This window comes from Brucella sp. MAB-22, from assembly GCF_025908475.1.
Lineage (GTDB): Bacteria > Pseudomonadota > Alphaproteobacteria > Rhizobiales > Rhizobiaceae > Brucella > Brucella anthropi.
In genome coordinates this window covers 1703899-1722958 of record NZ_CP109782.1, presented here as the reverse complement: position 1 = coordinate 1722958, position 19060 = coordinate 1703899, and the positions used below count along the sequence as shown (strand labels likewise).

The window sequence follows — 19060 nt, the reverse complement described above, 5'->3', positions numbered from 1 at the left end:
CAGAAACTAATTTGTTGTGAACTAGAACGAGACGGAGAAACCAACGACTGGCCCATGCTGGGTCACGTCATACTTGAAATTCTCAACCGTATCGTTGTCCTTGTAGTCCTGATAAAGCGCCCGGTAGCCGACACGGAATGTCGTGGGAATATCGAAAACCATTGTTCGATATCCAAGATAGATTTGGCCATTGGCGCTGAGTTTGGTTCCAGCTCCGAAACCACCAATGTCGGCTTCTGCAAAAATGTTCCACCGGTCGTTGATGTCGTAGAAGACACGCGCGCCTACGAAAGGATCAGTCCATTCTACCTTGCGCGATCCGCTGTACGGACCGACTTCAAGTCCGGCTTCGAGCCTTGTCCAGCGAACGCCGAGGGTTGGTTCAATCGCGAAGATACGCTGGTTTCCGAAGAGCGTCGTTCCCTCGAGCTGCTGTTCATATACGCGATAATAAGCGCCAGCTGCCAAGGTGGTTGTCTTGATATCGAGGGCGAGTTCGTTGTCGCGGAGGTTTTCATCCTGACTGGTCTTGACGTACTGACCGTCGATGAAAAAACCAACCGTGCCGTTGCTGATATCGACATTGCCCATGAAAGTCATATCGAGATTATCGAAAATCTCGCGGAATGGGACGTTAACATCCGTGCTGCGGCCCAGCAGACCTGCAGTGCCGTTCAACGATGCGCCCCAGACATATGGGCTGAAAATCACGCGCCAGCGCTGCTGGTCCTGAATTTCTGGTTGTGGTGTCACGGCATCTGCCGCGAACGATGTCGCTGACATACCTATTAAAACAGTTGATGCTAATATAATACTTCTGGAAAATTTTAACAGTAAATTCCCGTTCTGGTTACGCGATCTTCCGTCTTTCACCGAAAAAACCCCCTGGATTATGTATTAGCAATTCCGATAATACATCAGATTCAAATCTTTCTCCATATATATGTTAATCATTCGGGGAAATAAACTGAAAATTGATACTTATATTAAGGTTTGTTCTGTTGACTTTCATCAGGTGCAACCATTTATTCGGAATGGGAGCGGCGCCTCTTTTCTCATTGAGGTGAGGCGAGGAAGTTATTTTGGCAATTCTTAATATGACAAATCGTGGAGTAACGAGGTCATCATGAAAACGAAACAATCTATCTGGAAGTCGTCTCGCCGGATGTTTGCGCGGGGCGCTGCAACCGCTCTCATCGCTGCAGCTCTGGTCGTTCCTCAGGCAGCTTTCGCCTGCACCAGCTTCGTTCTCCCGACGAGCGACGGTGGTATGGTCTATGCGCGCACGATGGAATTCGGGTTCGAACTCAAGTCCGATATGATCGTCGTTCCGCGAAACTATGCTTTCACGGCGACCGCCGCCGATGCGAAACCCGGCAAGCAATGGAAGAGCAAATATGCCGTGATCGGCATGAATGCATTCGGCATTCCGGCTCTCACGGATGGCATGAATGAGAAGGGACTTGCGGGCGGCATCCTCTATTTCCCGGATTACGCCAAGTTCCAGGATCCTTCCACGGCCAAGGCGGAAGACAGCCTTGCTCCTTGGGATGTTCTGAGCTGGGCCCTGACCAATTTCTCCACCGTGGCGGAAGTGAAGGCAGCTCTTGGCAGCATTGCCGTCATTGATGTCAAGCAACCCAATATGGGTTTCGCACCACCGGTGCATTATACGCTGCACGATGCGACGGGTGCATCGATTGTCATTGAACCCATCGACGGCAAGCTGAAGGTTTATGACAATCCGCTCGGAGTGATGACGAATTCGCCGTCCTTTGACTGGCACATGACCAATCTGCGCAATTATGTTCACCTGTCGCCGGACAATACCAAGCCGCTCAAGGTCAATGGTGCTACTTTCACGCCATTGGGTGAAGGATCGGGTATGCTGGGCGTGCCTGGAGACACGACGCCTCCATCAAGGTTTGTGCGCGCAACGGCTTTCGTTCTGTCGGCGGCAAAGGTGCCGAGTGGGCCGCAAAGCGTTCGTCTGGCCGAGCATATCGCCAACAACTTTGATATTCCCAAGGGCTGGATCGTGGACCCGGCAACGCCGCTCGAATACACGCAGTGGACGACCATTGCCGACATGAAGAACATGACTTACTACGTCAAGACCTATGACGATCAGGTTCTTCGCGGTGCTGCTTTCAAAGATTATAATCTTGAAGCCAAGGATCTGGTGACGATCAAGATGCAGGAGCGTCTGGATCCGCCAGCCCTGACTGACAAGTAAGTCTTTTCAGGAATTGAGAGTCTGGAGCGCCGATCTGATTGAACCGGGTCGGCGCTCCAACTATTTACGCGGTCGTTTTCAGGACGCGCTATCGAAAAGCCTGCGCTTGCTACGGCACCTCGTCGGAGGCAGTCGGGCCGCCCTCGTTCTCCAGATTGGCAATGCGTTTGGTCTCGGAGCGATTGAATTTCAGGCGTACCCCGACACCGCCACCATTTTCGGGAATGAATTGCGCTCCGGCTTTTTCCAGCGCATTGGCCAATGCCTGTATCTGTTCGCCCGTTGGCGTACCGAGCTTGCGCTCAAACTGCTCGATGGTCGCTGCGTCGATCCCTGACAGTTGGGCCAGACGGTCGCGTGAGAATTCCACAAGCGCTCTGGCTGCACGGCATTGAGGTCCGGTTATCATCATCTGTGTCTCCCCTTGCAGTCATATATAGAAAGAAAAATACTGGAAATGCGCTCTAAATGTTTTTTCTAACGCACATCTAATGATGGTCGGAGTTGCCGACCTTTTTCCCAGCGCCATTGATAATCGTTTCGAGCAGCCAGGGCTTGTGGTCGATTATTTCGGAAAGCTCCTGCAGACCTATTTGCGAACCGGCTTCCTTCAGCAGTGCGTCGGCCACCGAGGCTGATCCGTTCTTGCCTTCCTGCGCCAAACGATGCGCCCGCCGGATCAGAAGTTCTGGTTGTGAAAAACTGCTCTCGGCAAGTCTTTTTTCTATTCGGCGCTGTAGCTCTTCCGGAGCAATCATCTGTTGAATTCCCTTATTCCTGAAAGGCCTGCAACCGGCAGCGGTGCGCAGCCCACATTATAAATCTATGTTGTGATGAAGTTTTTGCCACGTGACAATTCGTACAAATCTGACGTTCCGGCAGATTTTACTATGAGAGCGAGTAGGTGGAGCTGTGAGGCTGTTCTACTTTAGTATCACGGAATAGTAACGAAATATTTCAGCACATCAAATCCGCAAATTGGCCAAATTATTGCCACGCTTTCTCTTGTTTGCATCTGGCAAGCTACTTACATAGCCGGTACGCCTTGGCGGGAAGAGCAGTGGTCAGGTAGAGCGCGCGACGGGAAGCGGATTTCGCTTCACGGCAGTGTGCTGTAGCGGCCAGTGTCTGTTTCCGTTTGATAAACAATAAGAATTCAATGGTTTGAAATGGCCACTCTTCGTTACTTTATTTGGCCCATGGTTTTTACCGTACTGGGTCTCGCTGGTGCCGTTTGGCTCGGTTTCGAAATGACCGGCACTTTTGGGGGAATGGTCTCCGTCTTCATCATCTGTGCAGTTTTGAGCGTTCTCGAAATATCGCTTTCTTTCGATAACGCTATCGTCAATGCGCGCATCCTGCGCGACATGACGCCGGAATGGCAACATCGCTTCCTGACTTGGGGCATTATCATTGCCGTTTTCGGCATGCGCATCATCTTCCCGCTTGCCATTGTCGCCGTTGCCATGTGGACCGATCCGATCTCTGCATTGAAACTCGCGATCTGGCAGCCGGATGAATATGCTCGCGTGATCTCGGAATCCCATACAGGTATTGCTGCCTTTGGCGGTACATTTCTGCTGATGGTCGGCATGAAGTACTTCTTTGATGTCGAGAAGGACGTGCACTGGATCAAGGCCATCGAAAGCCGTATGTCGAAGTTTGCTTCGGTGCAGGGGGTCGAGATCGGTGTGGCAATCGCTCTGATCATCTTCTTCTCGTACCAGCTTGATGCCGAACATTCGCACACCTTCCTGATCGCAGCCCTGTTCGGTCTCCTGACCTTCCTCGCTGTCGAAGGACTGGGCGAGGTTCTGGATGCGACGCAGGAGCAGATGGATATGGTCCATCGCGGTGGTCTCGGCGCCTTCATCTATCTTGAAGTGCTGGATGCCAGCTTCTCGTTCGACGGTGTTATCGGTGCGTTCGCGCTGACCACGAACCTGTTCATCATCGCTATCGGTCTCGGTATTGGTGCATTCTATGTGCGTTCGCTCACTATCATGCTTGTCGAGCGCAAGACGCTGGGTCAGTACCGTTACCTCGAACATGGTGCTTTCTATGCGATCCTGGTTCTGGCGGTCATCATGTATGTCCAGACGCTGGTACATATTCCGGAAGTCATTACCGGCCTTATCGGCGCGGCTTTGATCGGTCTCTCGTTCATGTCTTCGCTGCGCTACAACCGGCTCAATCCGAACTGGCAGGAAGAAGCCGAAGAGGTGACAGGGCACTAGTTGGCCTTGTATCCCTGGATTAGAAGGGCAGCTTCGGCTGCCCTTTTTGTTGGCCTTGACCGAATCGCCGGAGTTGAGGACCATCACCGGACGCGACTGACATCGCGCTTTCATGCTGCAGATCGTTTTCAGGGGATCATGATCGGCGCGCTGCGGCTCATTCGGGGAAGGGGATTTCCATGATCGTAACACGTTTGAGCAAAACCGCCTTCGTGGCGGCGATAGCCTTTTTCGCAACGCTGGTTTCGTTCGGTAATATCACCGATTACGATACGAATTTCGGATTCGTGCAGCACGTCCTGATGATGGATACCATCTTTCCCGATGCCACGATCAAGTATCGCGCCATCACTAATCCGATGCTGCACAATGCCGCCTATATTCTCATCATCGCGGCAGAGACGCTGACGGCGATCCTGTGCTGGATCGGGGCGTTTGCGATGCTCGGTCGTCTGACTGACCGGGCGGTCAGCTTCAACCGTTCGAAGAAATGGGCCATTGCCGGTCTTGCACTCGGTTTTCTGGTCTGGCAGGTCGGCTTCATGTCGGTTGGCGGCGAATGGTTCGGCATGTGGATGTCGCAAACCTGGAACGGGATCGAATCCGCGTTCCGGTTCTTCATCACCATCATCGCTGTGTTGATCTTCGTCGTGCTGCCGGACGGCGAACTGGTGGATTGAATTTGACGTTTGAATCCCGACTTCATGAGATGCTGTTTCAAACGCCAAATTCGAAAAATCCACTAGATACATGAAGTTACCAGTGGTCTTTGCGATTCCGACATTTGCTCGGCGCCTGTATCAGAGGGACGCAAATGTCGGAATCAGACCACTAGAGTAAATGTGATGCTGAAACAGGCTCGTCAATCAACTCGACACCAGCCTGTTTCATCTTCTGCAGCATGATGTCCATTGAGCCATTAAGGTTGATCCCGCGGCACGCATCCAGACGGACGCGCACCTGAAAGCCTTCTGCAATGGCGTCGAGCGCCGAATAGGCGACGCAGAAGTCGGTGGCCAGTCCCGCCAGAGTGAGCGAACCAATGTTACGTTCGCGTAAATACCCGCCAAGACCGGTCGGCGTACTGCGGTCGTTTTCGAAGAATGCAGAATAGCTGTCTATGCCGATGCGAAAGCCTTTGCGAATGACGAGCTGTGCCCGCGTCCACTGCAAGTTGGCGTGAAAATCTGCGCCATGACGACCCTGAACGCAATGGTCGGGCCAGAGCGTCTGCAGGCCATAGGCCATCTCGATCGTATCGAAAGGCTGGGCGTGGGCATGAGTCGAGGCGAAGCTTGAATGATTGGCCGGGTGCCAGTCCTGCGTGAGGATCACGTGTTCGCTTTCATCGATCAGCCGGTTGACGGTGGGAATGATTTCGTCACCGCGATCGACGGCTAGCGCACCGCCGGGGCAGAAATCATTCTGGATGTCGACAACCACAAGTGCATGACCGATCATAGAATACTCGCTTTGCTTATTCCGTAACCGACTATAGCCAGACAGGGTTCACGAGACCAGCAATAAGCCGCGTTCTGGTATAACATCGGCAAGAGTGCTACGGACGGCTCAAATCAGACATCAGACAGGAAACCATCATGACAGATGTTATCGTCCGCGACAGCAATGGAACTCAGTTGAATGACGGTGATTCCGTCACCTTGATCAAGGACCTGAAGGTCAAGGGAACCTCCACGACATTGAAGCGGGGAACGCTGGTCAAGGGCATTCGCCTCACCGGGAACCCGGACGAAGTCGATTGCAGCACCAAGCAGGTCAAGGGACTGGTGCTGCGGACCGAGTTTCTGAAGAAAGCCTGATTTTCAGAGCGCGCATCTTATTCCAAAAACCGCTTCGCACTTTTCGGGATACGCTCTAAGCATCGATCTCCACGCGACCGCGTGGGCGGCTGCAGCAGGCGAGGATATAGCCCTCGGCAATTTCGTCGTCGCGAATGCCGCCATTGTGATTCATCTCGGTCTCTCCGCCGAGGCACTTCACCTTGCAGGTGCCACAGATTCCGAACTCGCAGGCGCTCGGAATCTTGAGGCCGCCACTACGGGCGGCAAGCAGGATTGTGTCGTTTTCCGTACATTCTACTTCCACGCCGGAAAGGCTGAAGACGACGCTGGCTGCTGCCACGGCCGGGGCGATGGGTGCTGTCGCTGTGCTCGCCGGTTCGGAGAGCGTGGACGGCACCGGAACCGACGAAATCTCGCTGGCCGGATTAAAGCTCTCCTGATGATAGTTGGCCATGTTGAACCCGGCGTCTTCCAGCAGGCCACGTACACCGTTCATGAACGGCTCCGGTCCACAGCAGAAAACCTTGCGATGCAGGAAATCAGGTGCCAGCAGTTCAAGCCGGGCACGGTCTATTCGCCCGTGCAAGCCCGGCCAGACATGGCGTGCCGATGATTGCTCGACAATGAAGGCCAGATGCATTGCTTCCATGCGACCGGCGAGCAGCTCCAGTTCACGGCGGAAAATGATGTCGTCCGGCGTGCGCGCGCAATTGATGAACGCGACGTCGGTCGCAGGGGCACAGTCGAAGAGCCAGCGCGTCATGGAAACCATCGGCGTGATGCCGGAACCCGCAGAGACGAAAAGATACTTTTCGCCCGGATGATTGGCGAGCGAGAAATCGCCGTTCGGTCCGTAAGCCTTGATCTTCATCGGCGGACGCAGATTGTCGAGCATCCAGCGCGTGCCGATGCTGTCCTTCTGCGCCTTGACGGTGACGGAGACGTGGTAGGGGCGGGAAGGGGTCGAGGAAAGCGTATAGGTCCGCAGCACCGGGCCGAGGCCATCTGCCCGTTCAATCGGCAGTTCCAGAGTAACGAACTGGCCCGGCGTATAGCGGAACCAGTTGTCCTCGGCGGTCTTGAAGGAGAAGGTCATGACGTCTGGCGCTTCTTCGATGGCCGAGATGCATTCCAGCATCTGCAACCTGTCGTTCCACGGCAGCATCTCGTCCAGATATTTCAGAGGCTGCATGGCCTTCTCACTTCTTCAACTGCATTTCAAAAATCAGGCGACGCGGCTGAGCTTTGCCGCTTCACCACGCAGGCGCGGCGTAATGGTGTTGGTGTACCATTCGAGGAACTGCATCACGCCGCCTTCATGTTCAACCGAGTAAGGGCCCGGCTGATAAGCGGGCGAGCGAATGCCCACCGCATTTTCTTCAACGATCTGCCGGTCCTGGTCATTGGTCTGGATCCACACATGGGTCAGTTCATCGAGATCATAATCCACGCCTTCGACGGCATCCTTGTGGACGAGCCATTTGGTGGTAACAAGCGTTTCCTCGGCGCTGATCGGCAGAACGCGGAAGGAAATCGCATGATCTGCCATCAGGTGGTTCCAAGTTGATGGATAGTTGAACATCAACATCGCACCGATATTCGTGTTGCCAGCCACCTGATCGCTCAAAGGCTTCTTGACTGCCGCCTTGCCAGACATGGTGTAGCTCACCGCGTCGCGCAGAAGTGGGATGCGGGTGATGCGATAGCGCCCATCTTCGGACATGTTGAATTCTGCAGGCAGACCGACGCTGGCGCAATTCTTCCAGAGCTGGTTGATCTCCGGGTCTTCCATCACGCCCTGCACGCCGGTTGCCGACGGAGCTTCCGGATAGGTGCGGCAGAGTTCGGGATGGTTCGCGGCGCAGTGATAGCACTCGCGGTTGTTTTCCCAGACGAGCTTCCAGTTGCCCTTCTCGATGATCGAGCTTTCAAAAGCGACCTTCGCGTCCTTGATATTGTGCGGCGCGAGATAGGGTTCGACCAGATTGCGGAAAGCCGCGAAGTCGGGCGCTTCCTCGGCGACGCAGACATAGATATAGCCGGCGACGGTTTCGCAATGGACCGGCTTCAGGCCGTATTCGGCAGGCTTGAAGTCAGGGCCGACCTGACGCGCGAAAAGCAGACGCCCGTCCAGTTCATAGGTCCACTGGTGATAAGGGCAGACGAGCTTTGCGGCGGTTCCCTTTTCAGCCGCGCAAATGCGCGAGCCGCGATGGCGGCAGGAATTGTGGAAAGCGCGAATGCCACCCTGCGCATCGCGAACGATGACGACCGGATACGCGCCGATTTGCACCGTCATATAGGAACCGGTCTTCGGCAGCTCGCAATCATGGCCGACAAACAGCCAGTCCTTGTAGAAAATATTCTCCAGATCCAGCTTGTGATATTCTGGATCGGTGTAGAATTTCTGCTCCAGGCTGAAATTGGGGTCGCGCCCGGTCAACAGCCCCAGCATTTCGTTGCGAACGTCCATAGCCTCGAACCCTTGCTTTCCATCTTGGATCTGCCTTCTGCTGTTCTCCCAGCGACTATGGCTCGATCCGGTGTTCCCTTTGTCTTCCGGAAGCACGGCTTGTCCCGTTATCTCAATGGCTTGCTCACATCTCCCGAGGTCTGTGAACTAGCTTCCGTTATCCCGATTCAATCACTGAACTATTCTAAACGCGCATTGGGATGCGACATGGTTTTCGCGTAAAGACGACACGCCAAAATGTCGCTTTTGCGGCGTGATCAGATCGTCGCAAATATGTGTTACATCCGCCTTCGGAGCGTTTCCGGGATTGCAAATTGGTTTAAAAGCCAGTTACCACGTCAACCACATCCCAATCTGTTTCATTCCATGGGAGGCTCGGTGGCCATGAAACGTTCTGAAATCAACGAAATCATCCGCGAAAGCGACGCTTTCATCCGCTCTTTCGGCTACGTCATGCCGCCTTTCGCATATTGGTCGCCAGAGGAATTGAAGACGCGGACCTCTTCGGATGCGCATGCCATTCGCGACGCGCGCCTTGGTTGGGATATTACGGACTACGGGCAGGGCAAATTTGCCGATCTTGGCCTGTTCCTCTTCACCACGCGTAACGGCAACGCAGAAGACCTCAAGCGCGGCGGTGGCATGCTTTATGCCGAAAAGATCATGATCTCGCGCAAGAACCAGCTTTCTCCGATGCACCGGCATGTGGTGAAGGCCGAAGACATCATCAATCGTGGTGGGGGCACGCTGGTGCTGGAACTGTTCAACTCGCTGCCGGATGGTAGTGTGGATGAGCAAACCGACGTGACTGTTGCCACCGACGGACGCCTTGTGACGCAGAAGGCTGGTGCTCATCTGAAGCTGCAGCCGGGCGAAAGTGTGACGCTGCTGCCGGGCAATTGGCATGCTTTCTGGGGGGAAGGCGGCGATGTGCTGATCGGCGAGGTTTCGACCGTCAACGACGACCTGACCGACAATATTTTCCGCGAGCCGATTGGCCGTTTTTCGAATATCGATGAAAACGAGAAGCCGCTGCATCTTCTGGTATCCGACTACGACAAATGGCTGTGAGCCTACCGATATTTCGGTTCTAGCCGCCTGCAAATGGCGTTGTTTGACGTTTCCGGTCTGCATGTAACTTTAAGTGAACGATGCTCCGGTTCTCTAACGCTGCCATTTCCGGCAAACCGGGGCCGGAATCTCACGCGAAGCCAAACTGAAGGACTGAACATATGAAGCTGGCGATGATCGGAACGGGCTATGTGGGTCTGGTTTCAGGTGTGTGTTTTGCCGAATTTGGTTTTCACGTTACCTGCGTCGACAAAAACCCGTCGATCATCGAGCGGCTGAAGGCCGGGAAAGTCACCATCTTCGAGCCGGGGCTTGATGAGTTGATGACCCGCAATATTCGCGATGGTCGGCTGGAGTTCAGCACCGATCTTCCGGCAAGTGTCGCCGATGCCGACGTCATCTTCATCGCTGTCGGCACGCCATCCCGTCGTGGTGATGGCGAGGCGGACCTACAATATATCGAAGCAGCTGCGGATGAAATCGCCGCCGCCATGAAGACGGGCGCCGTGGTCGTCATCAAGTCGACGGTCGTGGTTGGCACCAATGCGCGCATACGCGACCGTATCAAGGCTGCCAATCCGGCTGTGTCGTTCTCGATGGTGTCCAATCCGGAATTCTTGCGGGAAGGCTCGGCAATCGAGGATTTCATGCGACCCGACCGTGTTGTTGTTGGGGTGGAAGACGAGCGCGGCAGGGCCGCGATGCAGCGCCTCTATCGTCCGCTTTACCTGCGTGAAACGCCGATGGTCGTCACGTCGCTGGAAAATGCGGAAATCATCAAATATGCGGCCAATGCTTTTCTGGCCATGAAGGTGACGTTCATCAACGAGGTTGCGGACCTTTGTGAGAAGACCGGCGGCAATGTGCAGGAAGTCGCGCGCGCCATTGGTATGGACAATCGCATCGGCTCGAAATTCCTGCATGCCGGTCCGGGCTTCGGTGGGTCGTGCTTCCCGAAGGATACGCGGGCCTTTGCTGCGACGGGCAAGAAATATGATGCGCCGCAATCGCTGATCGAACAGGTCATTGCGGTCAATGAGACGCGCAAACAGTCGATGGCCGAACGGATCGTGACTGCCGCCAAGGAAAACGGTGCAGACACGGTTGCTGTCCTGGGCGTCGCCTTCAAGCCGAACACCGATGATATTCGCGAGTCTCCTGCGCTCGACATTATCGCGGCCATTCAGAAAGCCGGGATCAAGGTTCAGGCGCATGACCCTGAGGCCATGGACGCTGCCAGGGCGGTGCTTCCTGATGTTGTCTGGTGCAATTCAGCTTACGAAGCGGCGAAGGGCGCAGGCGTCGTTGCCCTGCTGACCGAATGGAACGCTTATCGTGCGCTGGATCTTAAGCGAGTGGCCAATGTCATGGCCGGAAATGTGCTGATTGATCTGCGCAATGTCTACAAGGCAGAAGATATTGCAGGCACCGGGCTAGATTATCGTTCGGTTGGGCGGACGCTTCGGGCCTGACTGGTGGTCTGATTCCGACATTTGCATCCCTCGGATATGAGCGCCGAGCAAATGTCGGAATCAAAAAAACCACTAGTAACTTTATGAATCTAGTGGATTTTTCGAATTTGACGTTTGAAACGGGATTTATATCGGACGGGTATCAAACGTCAAATTCAATCCACTAGAGCATTTCCAGCAAAAGTGGAAACCGGTTTTGCGTCCAGAAATGCTCTGGAAACGACCGGGGAGTTTACTCCCCGGCTGTCAGCCGCTTCTTCTCATTGGCGATGAGCCAGAGATTGCGAACATAGACGATGAGGCCAAGTCCTTGGCCAGCGATGAAGACCGGGTCTTTACGCTGGATCGCATAGATCAGCAGCAAAGTGCCGCCGAAGAGTGAGAAGAACCAGAAGGCAACCGGCATGACGCTGCGTTTTGCCTTTTCGGAAGCCAACCACTGCACAACGAAGCGCATGGTGAAACAGGCCTGAGCGACGAAGCCCAGCACGATCCAGCCATCCCACTGGGCCACGAAAACCTCGTGCAGCCACTGTGACAGGCTGTTGAAAATATCAGTCATGGGTGATCTCTCTCACACGCGGAACGACCTTGCGGCGCTTCCGCAGCCACCAGACGCCATAAAGGTCCAGAATGCCACGCACTCCACGGTCTAGAATGCCGTAATTGGATTTGCCGTGGCGGCGTTCGCGGTCGACAACATCGACATGCACGACGTCGAAACCTTCGCGGATTGCCAAAGCAGGCAGATAGCGATGCCATCCGTCAAAGAAAGGCAGTTGCCGGAACAGGTCAGTGTGCAGCGCTTTCAGGCCGCAGCCGGAATCGCGGGTCTTGTCCTTGAGGATCGCGCCGCGCAGATTGTTGGCAAAGCGAGACGAAAGCTGCTTGAGTTTCGTATCCGTGCGCTTGAGGCGCTGTCCGGCTGCAATGCCGTAATCAGGCCCGGCCTTTAACAGTGCATCTGCCAGAACCGGGAGATAGGCGGGGTTGTTCTGTCCGTCGCCATCCATAGTCACAACGATCTTGCCGCGTGCCGCGAAAACACCGGAGCGCACAGCAGCGCTCTGGCCTGACGACCGGTCATGGCGCAGATGGCGGAGTGGCTTGCCGGCATGAATGCGGCCCGCGAGTACATCGCTGGTCGAGTCCGTCGAACCGTCGTCGACGACGATGACTTCGTATGCGCGGCCCTGCATGGCGGCATCGACTTCATCCAGCAAAAAGGCAAGATTGTCGGCTTCGTTGCGGCAGGGGATAACCACAGAAATCGTCGGTGTGTCCAAGCGGAGTGTTCCTTTATTCCTCGCGCTATCTGCTTAAGCTCGGCTTTCCTGCCCGGAAACCCGATAACGCGCAAGGCGCGCTCCATAGCATTGATTGGATGGCAAAGCCAAGACGGTTCAAGTAAACGTGAGTTCTGGCCCGGATAATAGCTTGATTGATCGGTTGACTGCCGTTTTTTAGCCGGACATTGCCGAATACGGAAGAGCCTCCGCCAGCCAGTCCAGAAAATTCTGTGTCACCTCGTCCCGGTTGATTTCATTGAGGCTCTCGTGGCGGGTGCCGGGCAGGATCGTGCAATTGATACGCTCGAAACCCATTTTCCGCATTCTGTCTGCCAGTCTGCGCACGGCGGCACCGTTCACCGTTGCAGGGTCTTCGGTCCCACCAACAAGATTGAAGGGCATGTTTCGCGGAACCTTCGAGAAATTCCGGTCGTCGGCGCCACGGCGGATCAAGCGGAAAATGTCGATCCATAACGCCACGCTGGCATCGAAGCCGCAAAGCGGATCGGCGACATAGGCGTCGACCTCTGCCGGGTCGTGCGAGAGCCAGTCGAATAACGTGCGGTGGCCCTTTATGGATCGACCCCAGGCGCGGAAAGTCATCTTTGGCAGAATGGTACTCGGAACATCCGAGCCTTTCAGCATGCGCTCCATATAAAGAAGTGCGAGCGCTGCAGCGCTTTCCGCGCCACCATCGACATTGGCATTCCAGATCGCGGCGGCATCGACTGTGTCAGCGTAGTCCAGCACATAGTTCAGCGCGATCAGTCCGCCCATGGAATGTCCGAAAAGCACGACCGGAAGGCCCGGATGGTTCTCGTGAATATGCCGGTTAAGCGCCCGCACGTCCTCGATAGCCACAAGATGGCCCTGCTTTTGTGCAAACATTCCTCTTGGCGCATGAGCGCCGATATTGGCGCCGTGGCCGCGATGGTCGTGGATATAGACGTGGTAGCCTGCTGCGACCAAGACGGACGCGAAGCGTTCATAGCGTGCGGAATGTTCGGCAAGGCCGTGGCATATCTGGACAACGGCTCGCGGTGTCCCGGCGCGGACGGTGCGGAACGGGAGTTCTGATTTGTCTGAAACCGGCAGATGATGAATGGTTTTGAATGTCATTTCGCCATCTGATTTTATGCCGTGCAAATAGTCAATCTCCTCCGTTGCGGCGTCGCTTAAACAGGCACTGGAACGGAGTGTGAATGAATTTTAGGCAATTGCGTTTTTTGTGCAGATTCCGCTTGAAAAGCGCAAAAGCTTGGGCAAATCTAGCTTTGCAGACGGGGTTTTTGAAGGGCAATCAGGGGCGTTTTAAACGGGATTCCACGTCATAACTTGCAGGCCGTCCGATGAAAGGGAGGAAACTTTCGCGGACGGTGGCCAGAGGGGAAACCGGGTGACGGAAATATCCGCGCCCGGTTTCATTATTTATGGTTTTCATCAGAGTTTGATTTGCGGTTCCGGCTGCTTCCGTTTCGTGGGTTGCCGTTTGCGTCCGGGGCATATTTGGCCTACATACGCGTCAGCAATTTCCGCGCGGTTCGGCAATGTTAAGACCGATCGCGCTTCTCAACCTGCGGAGACGACGCGCTTTATGGCACGCCAGTTCATTTATCACATGTCCGGCCTCAATAAGGCCTACGGCAACAAGAAGATTCTGGAGAATATCCATCTCTCCTTCTATCCCGACGCGAAGATCGGCATTCTCGGCCCGAACGGCGCCGGCAAGTCGACCATTCTCAAGATCATGGCCGGTCTCGACAAGGAATATACCGGTGAAGCCTGGCTCGCTGAAGGTGCGACTTGCGGGTATCTTGCGCAGGAACCGGAACTCGATCCTTCTAAGGACGTGCTCGGTAATGTGATGGAAGGTGTGGCCGCCAAGAAGGCGATCATCGACCGTTACAACGAACTGATGATGAACTATTCCGACGAAACTGCGGATGAGGGCGCGAAGCTCCAGGACATCATCGACAGCCAGAATCTTTGGGATCTCGAAAGCCAGGTCGAAATGGCCATGGAAGCGCTGCGCTGCCCTCCGGGCGATGCCGATGTGACCAAGCTTTCGGGCGGTGAAAAGCGCCGCGTGGCACTTTGCAAGCTTCTGCTTTCGAAGCCCGACCTACTGCTTCTCGACGAACCGACCAACCATTTGGACGCCGAAACGACCGCATGGCTTGAAAAGCACCTGCGCGAATATCCGGGTTCAGTGCTGATTATCACCCACGATCGCTACTTCCTCGACAATGTGACGGGCTGGATTCTCGAGCTCGACCGGGGTCGCGGCATTCCTTATGAAGGCAATTATTCTGCCTATCTGGAAGCCAAGGCCAAGCGCATGCAGCAGGAGGGCCGCGAAGAGGCTGCTCGTGAGAAGGCGCTGTCGCGTGAACGCGAATGGATTTCCGCGAGCCCGAAGGCTCGTCAGGCCAAGTCCAAGGCGCGTATCAAGGCCTATGACGAACTGGTCAAGAGTGCGGAAGAGCGTCGCCCCGGCGATGCGCAGATCATTATTCCGGTCGGCGAGCGCCTCGGTCAGGTGGTCATCGAGGTTGAGGGCCTGTCGAAAGGTTATGGCGACCGTCTCCTGATCGACGATCTGAACTTCAAGCTGCCCGCGGGTGGCATTGTCGGTGTGATCGGCCCGAACGGCGCCGGTAAATCGACCCTGTTCAAGATGCTGACGGGACAGGAACAGCCGGATAACGGTTCGGTTCGCATCGGTGACACGGTTCATCTTTCCTATGTCGACCAGAGCCGCGACGCGCTGGACGCCAACAAGACCGTCTGGGAAGAGATTTCCGGCGGCAATGACGTCATCAAGCTTGGCAAGTTTGAAATGAACTCCAGAGCTTATTGCGGTGCGTTCAACTTCAAGGGCGGCGACCAGCAGCAGAAGGTCGGCAATCTTTCCGGCGGCCAGCGCAATCGCGTTCACCTTGCCAAGATGCTGAAGTCCGGCGGCAATGTCCTGCTGCTCGACGAACCGACCAACGATCTCGATACGGAAACGCTCGGCGCGCTTGAAGATGCGCTGGAAAACTTCGCTGGCTGCGCCGTTATCATCAGCCACGATCGTATGTTCCTCGACCGTCTGGCAACACATATCCTCGCATTCGAAGGCGACAGCCATGTCGAATGGTTCGAAGGCAACTTCGAGGACTATGAAGCTGACAAGATCCGTCGTCTTGGACCGGATAGCGTCAACCCGAAACGGGTGACCTACAAGCCGCTCACACGGTAAGGTTCGAGATGTTCAGGCTCTGGCGGTCTGCAAATGGCGTGGTTCTGCGCTTCCGGTGCTCACGTACGCAAAGTACGCTCCGCTCCGGTTCTCGAACCTCACCATTTTCGTCTCGCCATAGCCAGAACCTCAACGAACCTTTGGCGCTTTAAAGTTAAGGCCGGTGCATTGCACCGGCCTTTTTATTTGATGAAGGGAAACATGATGAAAGACTGGTCTGCAAAGCAATATCTGAAGTTTGAAGACGAACGCAGCCGCCCGGCACGCGATCTTCTGGCCCAGATACCGGTCGATAAGCCGCGCAAGGTTGTCGATATCGGCTGCGGACCGGGTAACTCGACGGAGCTTCTGGTCGAGCGTTGGCCGGAAGCTGATGTTTCCGGCTTCGATACTTCGCCAGACATGATCGAGAAGGCCAAGGCCCGCTTGCCGAAGGTGGATTTCGCCATCGGCGATGTGGCGAGCTACGAGCCGGATGCGGAAACCGATGTCCTCTTCTCCAATGCCGTTTTCCAGTGGCTGCCGGATCACATCGAGCAGATGAAACGCCTCTTGTCGCTGCTTCGTCCCGGCGCGGTGCTGGCCGTCCAGATGCCGGACAATATGGGCGAGCAGACCCATGTCGGTATGCGTGACGTCGCAAAAACAGAAGCCTTTGCTGCCAAGATCGGCACCAAGGGCAGGGGACCTCTGCCCCCGGTGATGGAATATTATAACGCGCTCGCCAGTCAGGCCGCTCGGCTGGATATATGGCACACGGTCTATAACCATCCGCTGGATGGCGTTGATGCGATTGTGGAATGGGTGAAGGGAACAGGATTGCGACCGTTTCTCGATCCGCTCGATGAACAGGAGCAGGCCGACTATCTGAAGGCTTACAAGGCGAGGATTGCGCCGCATTATCCGGTGGCAGTAGACGGGAAAGTCCTGCTGCGTTTTCCGCGTATTTTCTTGGTTGTTCAGAAGAGATAGTTGCCCGAAGATCGCTCTACACGGGGAATTGATCGATTGCCCGTGTAGAAGAAGCCAATTATTTTATAATTATTTCAATGCCTTATATTGGAAGTTCATCGCTCGGTAACGTCAATTATTCATTTAAGCAATTTCTAATATTGGAATAGATTGCATGCAAACGATTTTGTTCCTATGGTCTGGCCGCATCCTGAAACCGCTCTAAATATGAGCTGTCATGATCGTAACGCCGCGATGCGCGCCATCCCCGTTGCGATTTCGTTCAGGAGGCCGGTTTCGATGCTCTTGCTCCGTTTTTATTTTTCAATGGGAATGAACGCCGAGGCCGCCGGTTCAAGGACTGTTTCAGGCGTCTTTGCGTCTTCGCAATAGATCCAAGCAGCGTGATTTCGACCGGGAGGACATTTCAAATACGAGCCTGCTTTCGGGTTGAAATGCAGTTCGTAGTTTTATGTTTACGAAGTGAAACAATCGCCGATTTCGGTAATCCCTGCTTGGGGTCGGCGGCTTGCAGGCTGTTTGAGAACCGCCTGCTATCGGGAGTTTTCAGAATGAACAATGCAGAAATGCATGCTGACGCCAATGGCGAGGTCGAAGCGGCACATGATGCCCATGACACGCGCCGCCGCGTCTTTGCCATCGTGGCCAGCGCATCGGGTAATCTGGTGGAGTGGTACGATTTTTACGTCTATTCCTTCGGTGCGCTTTATTTCGCATCGCAGTTTTTCCCTGCGGAGGACCAGACCAGCCAGTTGCTGAATGCGGCTGCGATTTTTGCGGCTGGCTTCCTCATGCGCCCCATCGGTGGCTGGCTGTTTGGTCGCATTGCCGACAAGCTTGGTCGGCGCACATCCATGCTGATTTCGGTTACGATGATGTGCCTTGGCTCTTTCGCCATCGCCATTTTGCCGACCTATGAAACGATAGGTGTTCTGGCGCCATTCCTGCTGTTGATCGTGCGCCTCTTGCAGGGCCTTTCCGTGGGCGGCGAATACGGCACCACCGCTACCTATATGAGTGAGGTGGCGCTGGCCGGGCGCCGTGGCTTCTTCTCCTCGTTCCAGTATGTCACGCTGATTGGCGGGCAGTTGCTCGCTGTTCTTGTGATCGTGGTCCTGCAGTTCTTCCTGACATCGGACGAGCTTCATGCCTGGGGCTGGCGCATTCCATTCGCCATTGGCGGTGTTGCAGCCATCGTCGCGCTTTTTCTGCGGCGGACCCTTCACGAGACCTCGACGGAAGAAACCCGCAACAACAAGGCGGCGGGCAGCTTCGCCAATATCTGGAAGAACCATCGCAAGGCCTTCCTTGTCGTCGTCGGCTTCACGGCTGGCGGTTCGCTCGCTTTCTATACTTTCACCACGTATATGCAGAAATATCTGGTCAACACGGCTGGCATGAGCAAGGAAACGGCCAGCGAAACCATGACCTTCGTGCTGTTGGCCTATATGTTGATGCAGCCGCTTTTCGGCGCGTTGTCCGACAAGATCGGCCGCAAGACGATGATGATCGGCTTTGGCGGCATTTCAATCCTGACCACAATCCCGCTCATGACGTTGATCGGTTCGGTGCAGAGCTCGACCTGGGCATTCATCTATATCGTGATCGCTCTGGCGGTTGTCAGCATGTACACCTCCATCAGCGGCATCGTGAAAGCGGAATTGTTTCCGGCGGAAGTGCGGGCGCTGGGCGTCGGATTTTCCTACGCCATCGCCAATGCGATCTTTGGCGGCACGGCTGAATATGTGGCGCTCTGGTTCAAGCAGCAGGGCATGGAAAGCGGCTTCTTCTGGTATGTGACCGTGATGATGGTGATTGTCTTCGTCGTCAGCCTTGTGATGCCGAACCCGCGTGAACATGGATATCTGCAAGGCCACGGCACCGAGTAGCCGGTGTTTTATCGCGTATCAAACGCCGCCTGGGGGCGGCGTTTTCACATCTCCACGGCTTCGTCGTCTTCGGGCGACAGAAGGCGCGTGGCGCGCCATTCGGTCAGCTTGGTGTTGATCGCATCCAGCACGAAGAAACGCGCTGAATCCTTGTCATATCCATCATCCCGCAGTGCATCGTAATCAGTATGCGTGTGGCGCACATGCGCGACCGTCGCCAGCCACACGGCAGTAGACGGCGGCAGCGTCTTCATATGGGGGCTGAGCGCCGCAGCGCGGATCGGTTCTGAATCCGAATAGGGTACTGCCGGAAGCAGGAGCGTCAGCGATTTGGCGATTGCCTTCTGGCGCATTGTGCCTGCACGCATGGCTTAT

19 protein-coding genes are annotated in these 19060 nt (G+C 55.1%); 9 read left to right on the top strand and 10 right to left on the bottom strand.

The window, feature by feature from the left end:
* Positions 1-21: 21 nt before the first annotated feature.
* Positions 22-783 (bottom strand): hypothetical protein, encoded by a 762-nt coding sequence (locus OHI65_RS17845; protein WP_231771193.1) that lies wholly within the window; start codon positions 781-783, stop codon positions 22-24.
* Between the two features lie 343 nt (positions 784-1126).
* On the opposite strand from OHI65_RS17845, the gene OHI65_RS17840 reads away from it, so the two are divergent.
* Positions 1127-2236, top strand: coding sequence for a linear amide C-N hydrolase (locus OHI65_RS17840; RefSeq protein ID WP_125300084.1), 1110 nt, complete (start codon positions 1127-1129; stop codon positions 2234-2236).
* A 109-nt stretch (positions 2237-2345) separates the two neighbouring features.
* Here OHI65_RS17840 and OHI65_RS17835 read toward each other — a convergent pair whose 3' ends face one another.
* Together OHI65_RS17835 and OHI65_RS17830 are read right to left on the bottom strand one after the other, a co-directional pair.
* The gene (locus OHI65_RS17835) at positions 2346-2648 is read right to left on the bottom strand and encodes a helix-turn-helix domain-containing protein (protein WP_012091718.1); all 303 of its coding nucleotides are present in this window, start codon (positions 2646-2648) and stop codon (positions 2346-2348) included.
* Between the two features lie 76 nt (positions 2649-2724).
* Entirely contained in the window at positions 2725-2994 is a 270-nt protein-coding gene (locus OHI65_RS17830) for a hypothetical protein (protein ID WP_010659690.1), read from the bottom strand.
* A gap of 411 nt (positions 2995-3405) precedes the next feature.
* Here OHI65_RS17830 and OHI65_RS17825 point away from each other — a divergent pair, with 411 nt between their 5' ends.
* Both OHI65_RS17825 and OHI65_RS17820 read left to right on the top strand, forming a co-directional pair.
* A complete protein-coding gene (locus OHI65_RS17825) occupies positions 3406-4473 on the top strand; it encodes a DUF475 domain-containing protein (RefSeq protein ID WP_012091719.1) in 1068 nt (355 codons plus the stop codon).
* A 179-nt stretch (positions 4474-4652) separates the two neighbouring features.
* A complete protein-coding gene (locus tag OHI65_RS17820) occupies positions 4653-5153 on the top strand; it encodes a DUF2165 family protein (RefSeq protein ID WP_010659692.1) in 501 nt (166 codons plus the stop codon).
* 151 nt (positions 5154-5304) lie between these two features.
* On the opposite strand, the gene pncA is transcribed toward OHI65_RS17820, so the two are convergent.
* Positions 5305-5934: a bifunctional nicotinamidase/pyrazinamidase gene (gene pncA, locus OHI65_RS17815; protein ID WP_012091720.1), complete on the bottom strand. Its 630-nt coding sequence runs from the start codon at positions 5932-5934 to the stop codon at positions 5305-5307.
* Positions 5935-6071: 137 nt separating this feature from the next.
* Between pncA and OHI65_RS17810 the strand changes: the two genes are divergently transcribed.
* Entirely contained in the window at positions 6072-6293 is a 222-nt protein-coding gene (locus tag OHI65_RS17810) for an alkylphosphonate utilization protein (RefSeq protein ID WP_010659694.1), read from the top strand.
* 55 nt (positions 6294-6348) lie between these two features.
* Here OHI65_RS17810 and OHI65_RS17805 read toward each other — a convergent pair whose 3' ends face one another.
* On the bottom strand, positions 6349-7467 hold the full coding sequence (locus tag OHI65_RS17805; RefSeq protein WP_012091721.1) for a hybrid-cluster NAD(P)-dependent oxidoreductase: 1119 nt from the start codon (positions 7465-7467) through the stop codon (positions 6349-6351).
* A gap of 33 nt (positions 7468-7500) precedes the next feature.
* Positions 7501-8748 carry an aromatic ring-hydroxylating oxygenase subunit alpha gene (locus OHI65_RS17800; RefSeq protein ID WP_125300085.1) on the bottom strand — a complete coding sequence of 416 codons (1248 nt, stop codon included), beginning with the start codon at positions 8746-8748 and terminating at the stop codon, positions 7501-7503.
* A gap of 384 nt (positions 8749-9132) precedes the next feature.
* Between OHI65_RS17800 and OHI65_RS17795 the strand changes: the two genes are divergently transcribed.
* Positions 9133-9819 (top strand): D-lyxose/D-mannose family sugar isomerase, encoded by a 687-nt coding sequence (locus OHI65_RS17795; protein WP_125300086.1) that lies wholly within the window; start codon positions 9133-9135, stop codon positions 9817-9819.
* A 161-nt stretch (positions 9820-9980) separates the two neighbouring features.
* The gene (locus OHI65_RS17790) at positions 9981-11291 is read left to right on the top strand and encodes a UDP-glucose dehydrogenase family protein (protein WP_125300087.1); all 1311 of its coding nucleotides are present in this window, start codon (positions 9981-9983) and stop codon (positions 11289-11291) included.
* Positions 11292-11523: 232 nt separating this feature from the next.
* Here OHI65_RS17790 and OHI65_RS17785 read toward each other — a convergent pair whose 3' ends face one another.
* The 3 genes from OHI65_RS17785 to OHI65_RS17775 all read right to left on the bottom strand — a co-directional run bounded on the left by OHI65_RS17785 (position 11524) and on the right by OHI65_RS17775 (position 13699).
* A complete protein-coding gene (locus OHI65_RS17785; protein ID WP_012091725.1) occupies positions 11524-11853 on the bottom strand; it encodes a lipid-A-disaccharide synthase N-terminal domain-containing protein in 330 nt (109 codons plus the stop codon).
* Complete coding sequence (locus OHI65_RS17780; protein WP_010659700.1) at positions 11846-12577, bottom strand: glycosyltransferase family 2 protein; 732 nt, start codon at positions 12575-12577, stop codon at positions 11846-11848. The genes OHI65_RS17785 and OHI65_RS17780 overlap by 8 nt, the downstream gene beginning before the upstream one ends.
* 177 nt (positions 12578-12754) lie before the next feature.
* The gene (locus tag OHI65_RS17775) at positions 12755-13699 is read right to left on the bottom strand and encodes an alpha/beta fold hydrolase (protein ID WP_125300088.1); all 945 of its coding nucleotides are present in this window, start codon (positions 13697-13699) and stop codon (positions 12755-12757) included.
* 475 nt (positions 13700-14174) lie between these two features.
* Between OHI65_RS17775 and ettA the strand changes: the two genes are divergently transcribed.
* The 3 genes from ettA to OHI65_RS17760 all read left to right on the top strand — a co-directional run bounded on the left by ettA (position 14175) and on the right by OHI65_RS17760 (position 18685).
* On the top strand, positions 14175-15824 hold the full coding sequence (ettA, locus tag OHI65_RS17770) for an energy-dependent translational throttle protein EttA (RefSeq protein ID WP_125300089.1): 1650 nt from the start codon (positions 14175-14177) through the stop codon (positions 15822-15824).
* A 204-nt stretch (positions 15825-16028) separates the two neighbouring features.
* Complete coding sequence (tam, locus tag OHI65_RS17765; RefSeq protein WP_125300380.1) at positions 16029-16796, top strand: trans-aconitate 2-methyltransferase; 768 nt, start codon at positions 16029-16031, stop codon at positions 16794-16796.
* 551 nt (positions 16797-17347) lie between these two features.
* The gene (locus OHI65_RS17760; protein ID WP_125300090.1) at positions 17348-18685 is read left to right on the top strand and encodes an MFS family transporter; all 1338 of its coding nucleotides are present in this window, start codon (positions 17348-17350) and stop codon (positions 18683-18685) included.
* Between the two features lie 44 nt (positions 18686-18729).
* Here OHI65_RS17760 and OHI65_RS17755 read toward each other — a convergent pair whose 3' ends face one another.
* Positions 18730-19053 carry a DUF2293 domain-containing protein gene (locus tag OHI65_RS17755; RefSeq protein WP_010659706.1) on the bottom strand — a complete coding sequence of 108 codons (324 nt, stop codon included), beginning with the start codon at positions 19051-19053 and terminating at the stop codon, positions 18730-18732.
* Between the last annotated feature and the right edge of the window lie 7 nt (positions 19054-19060).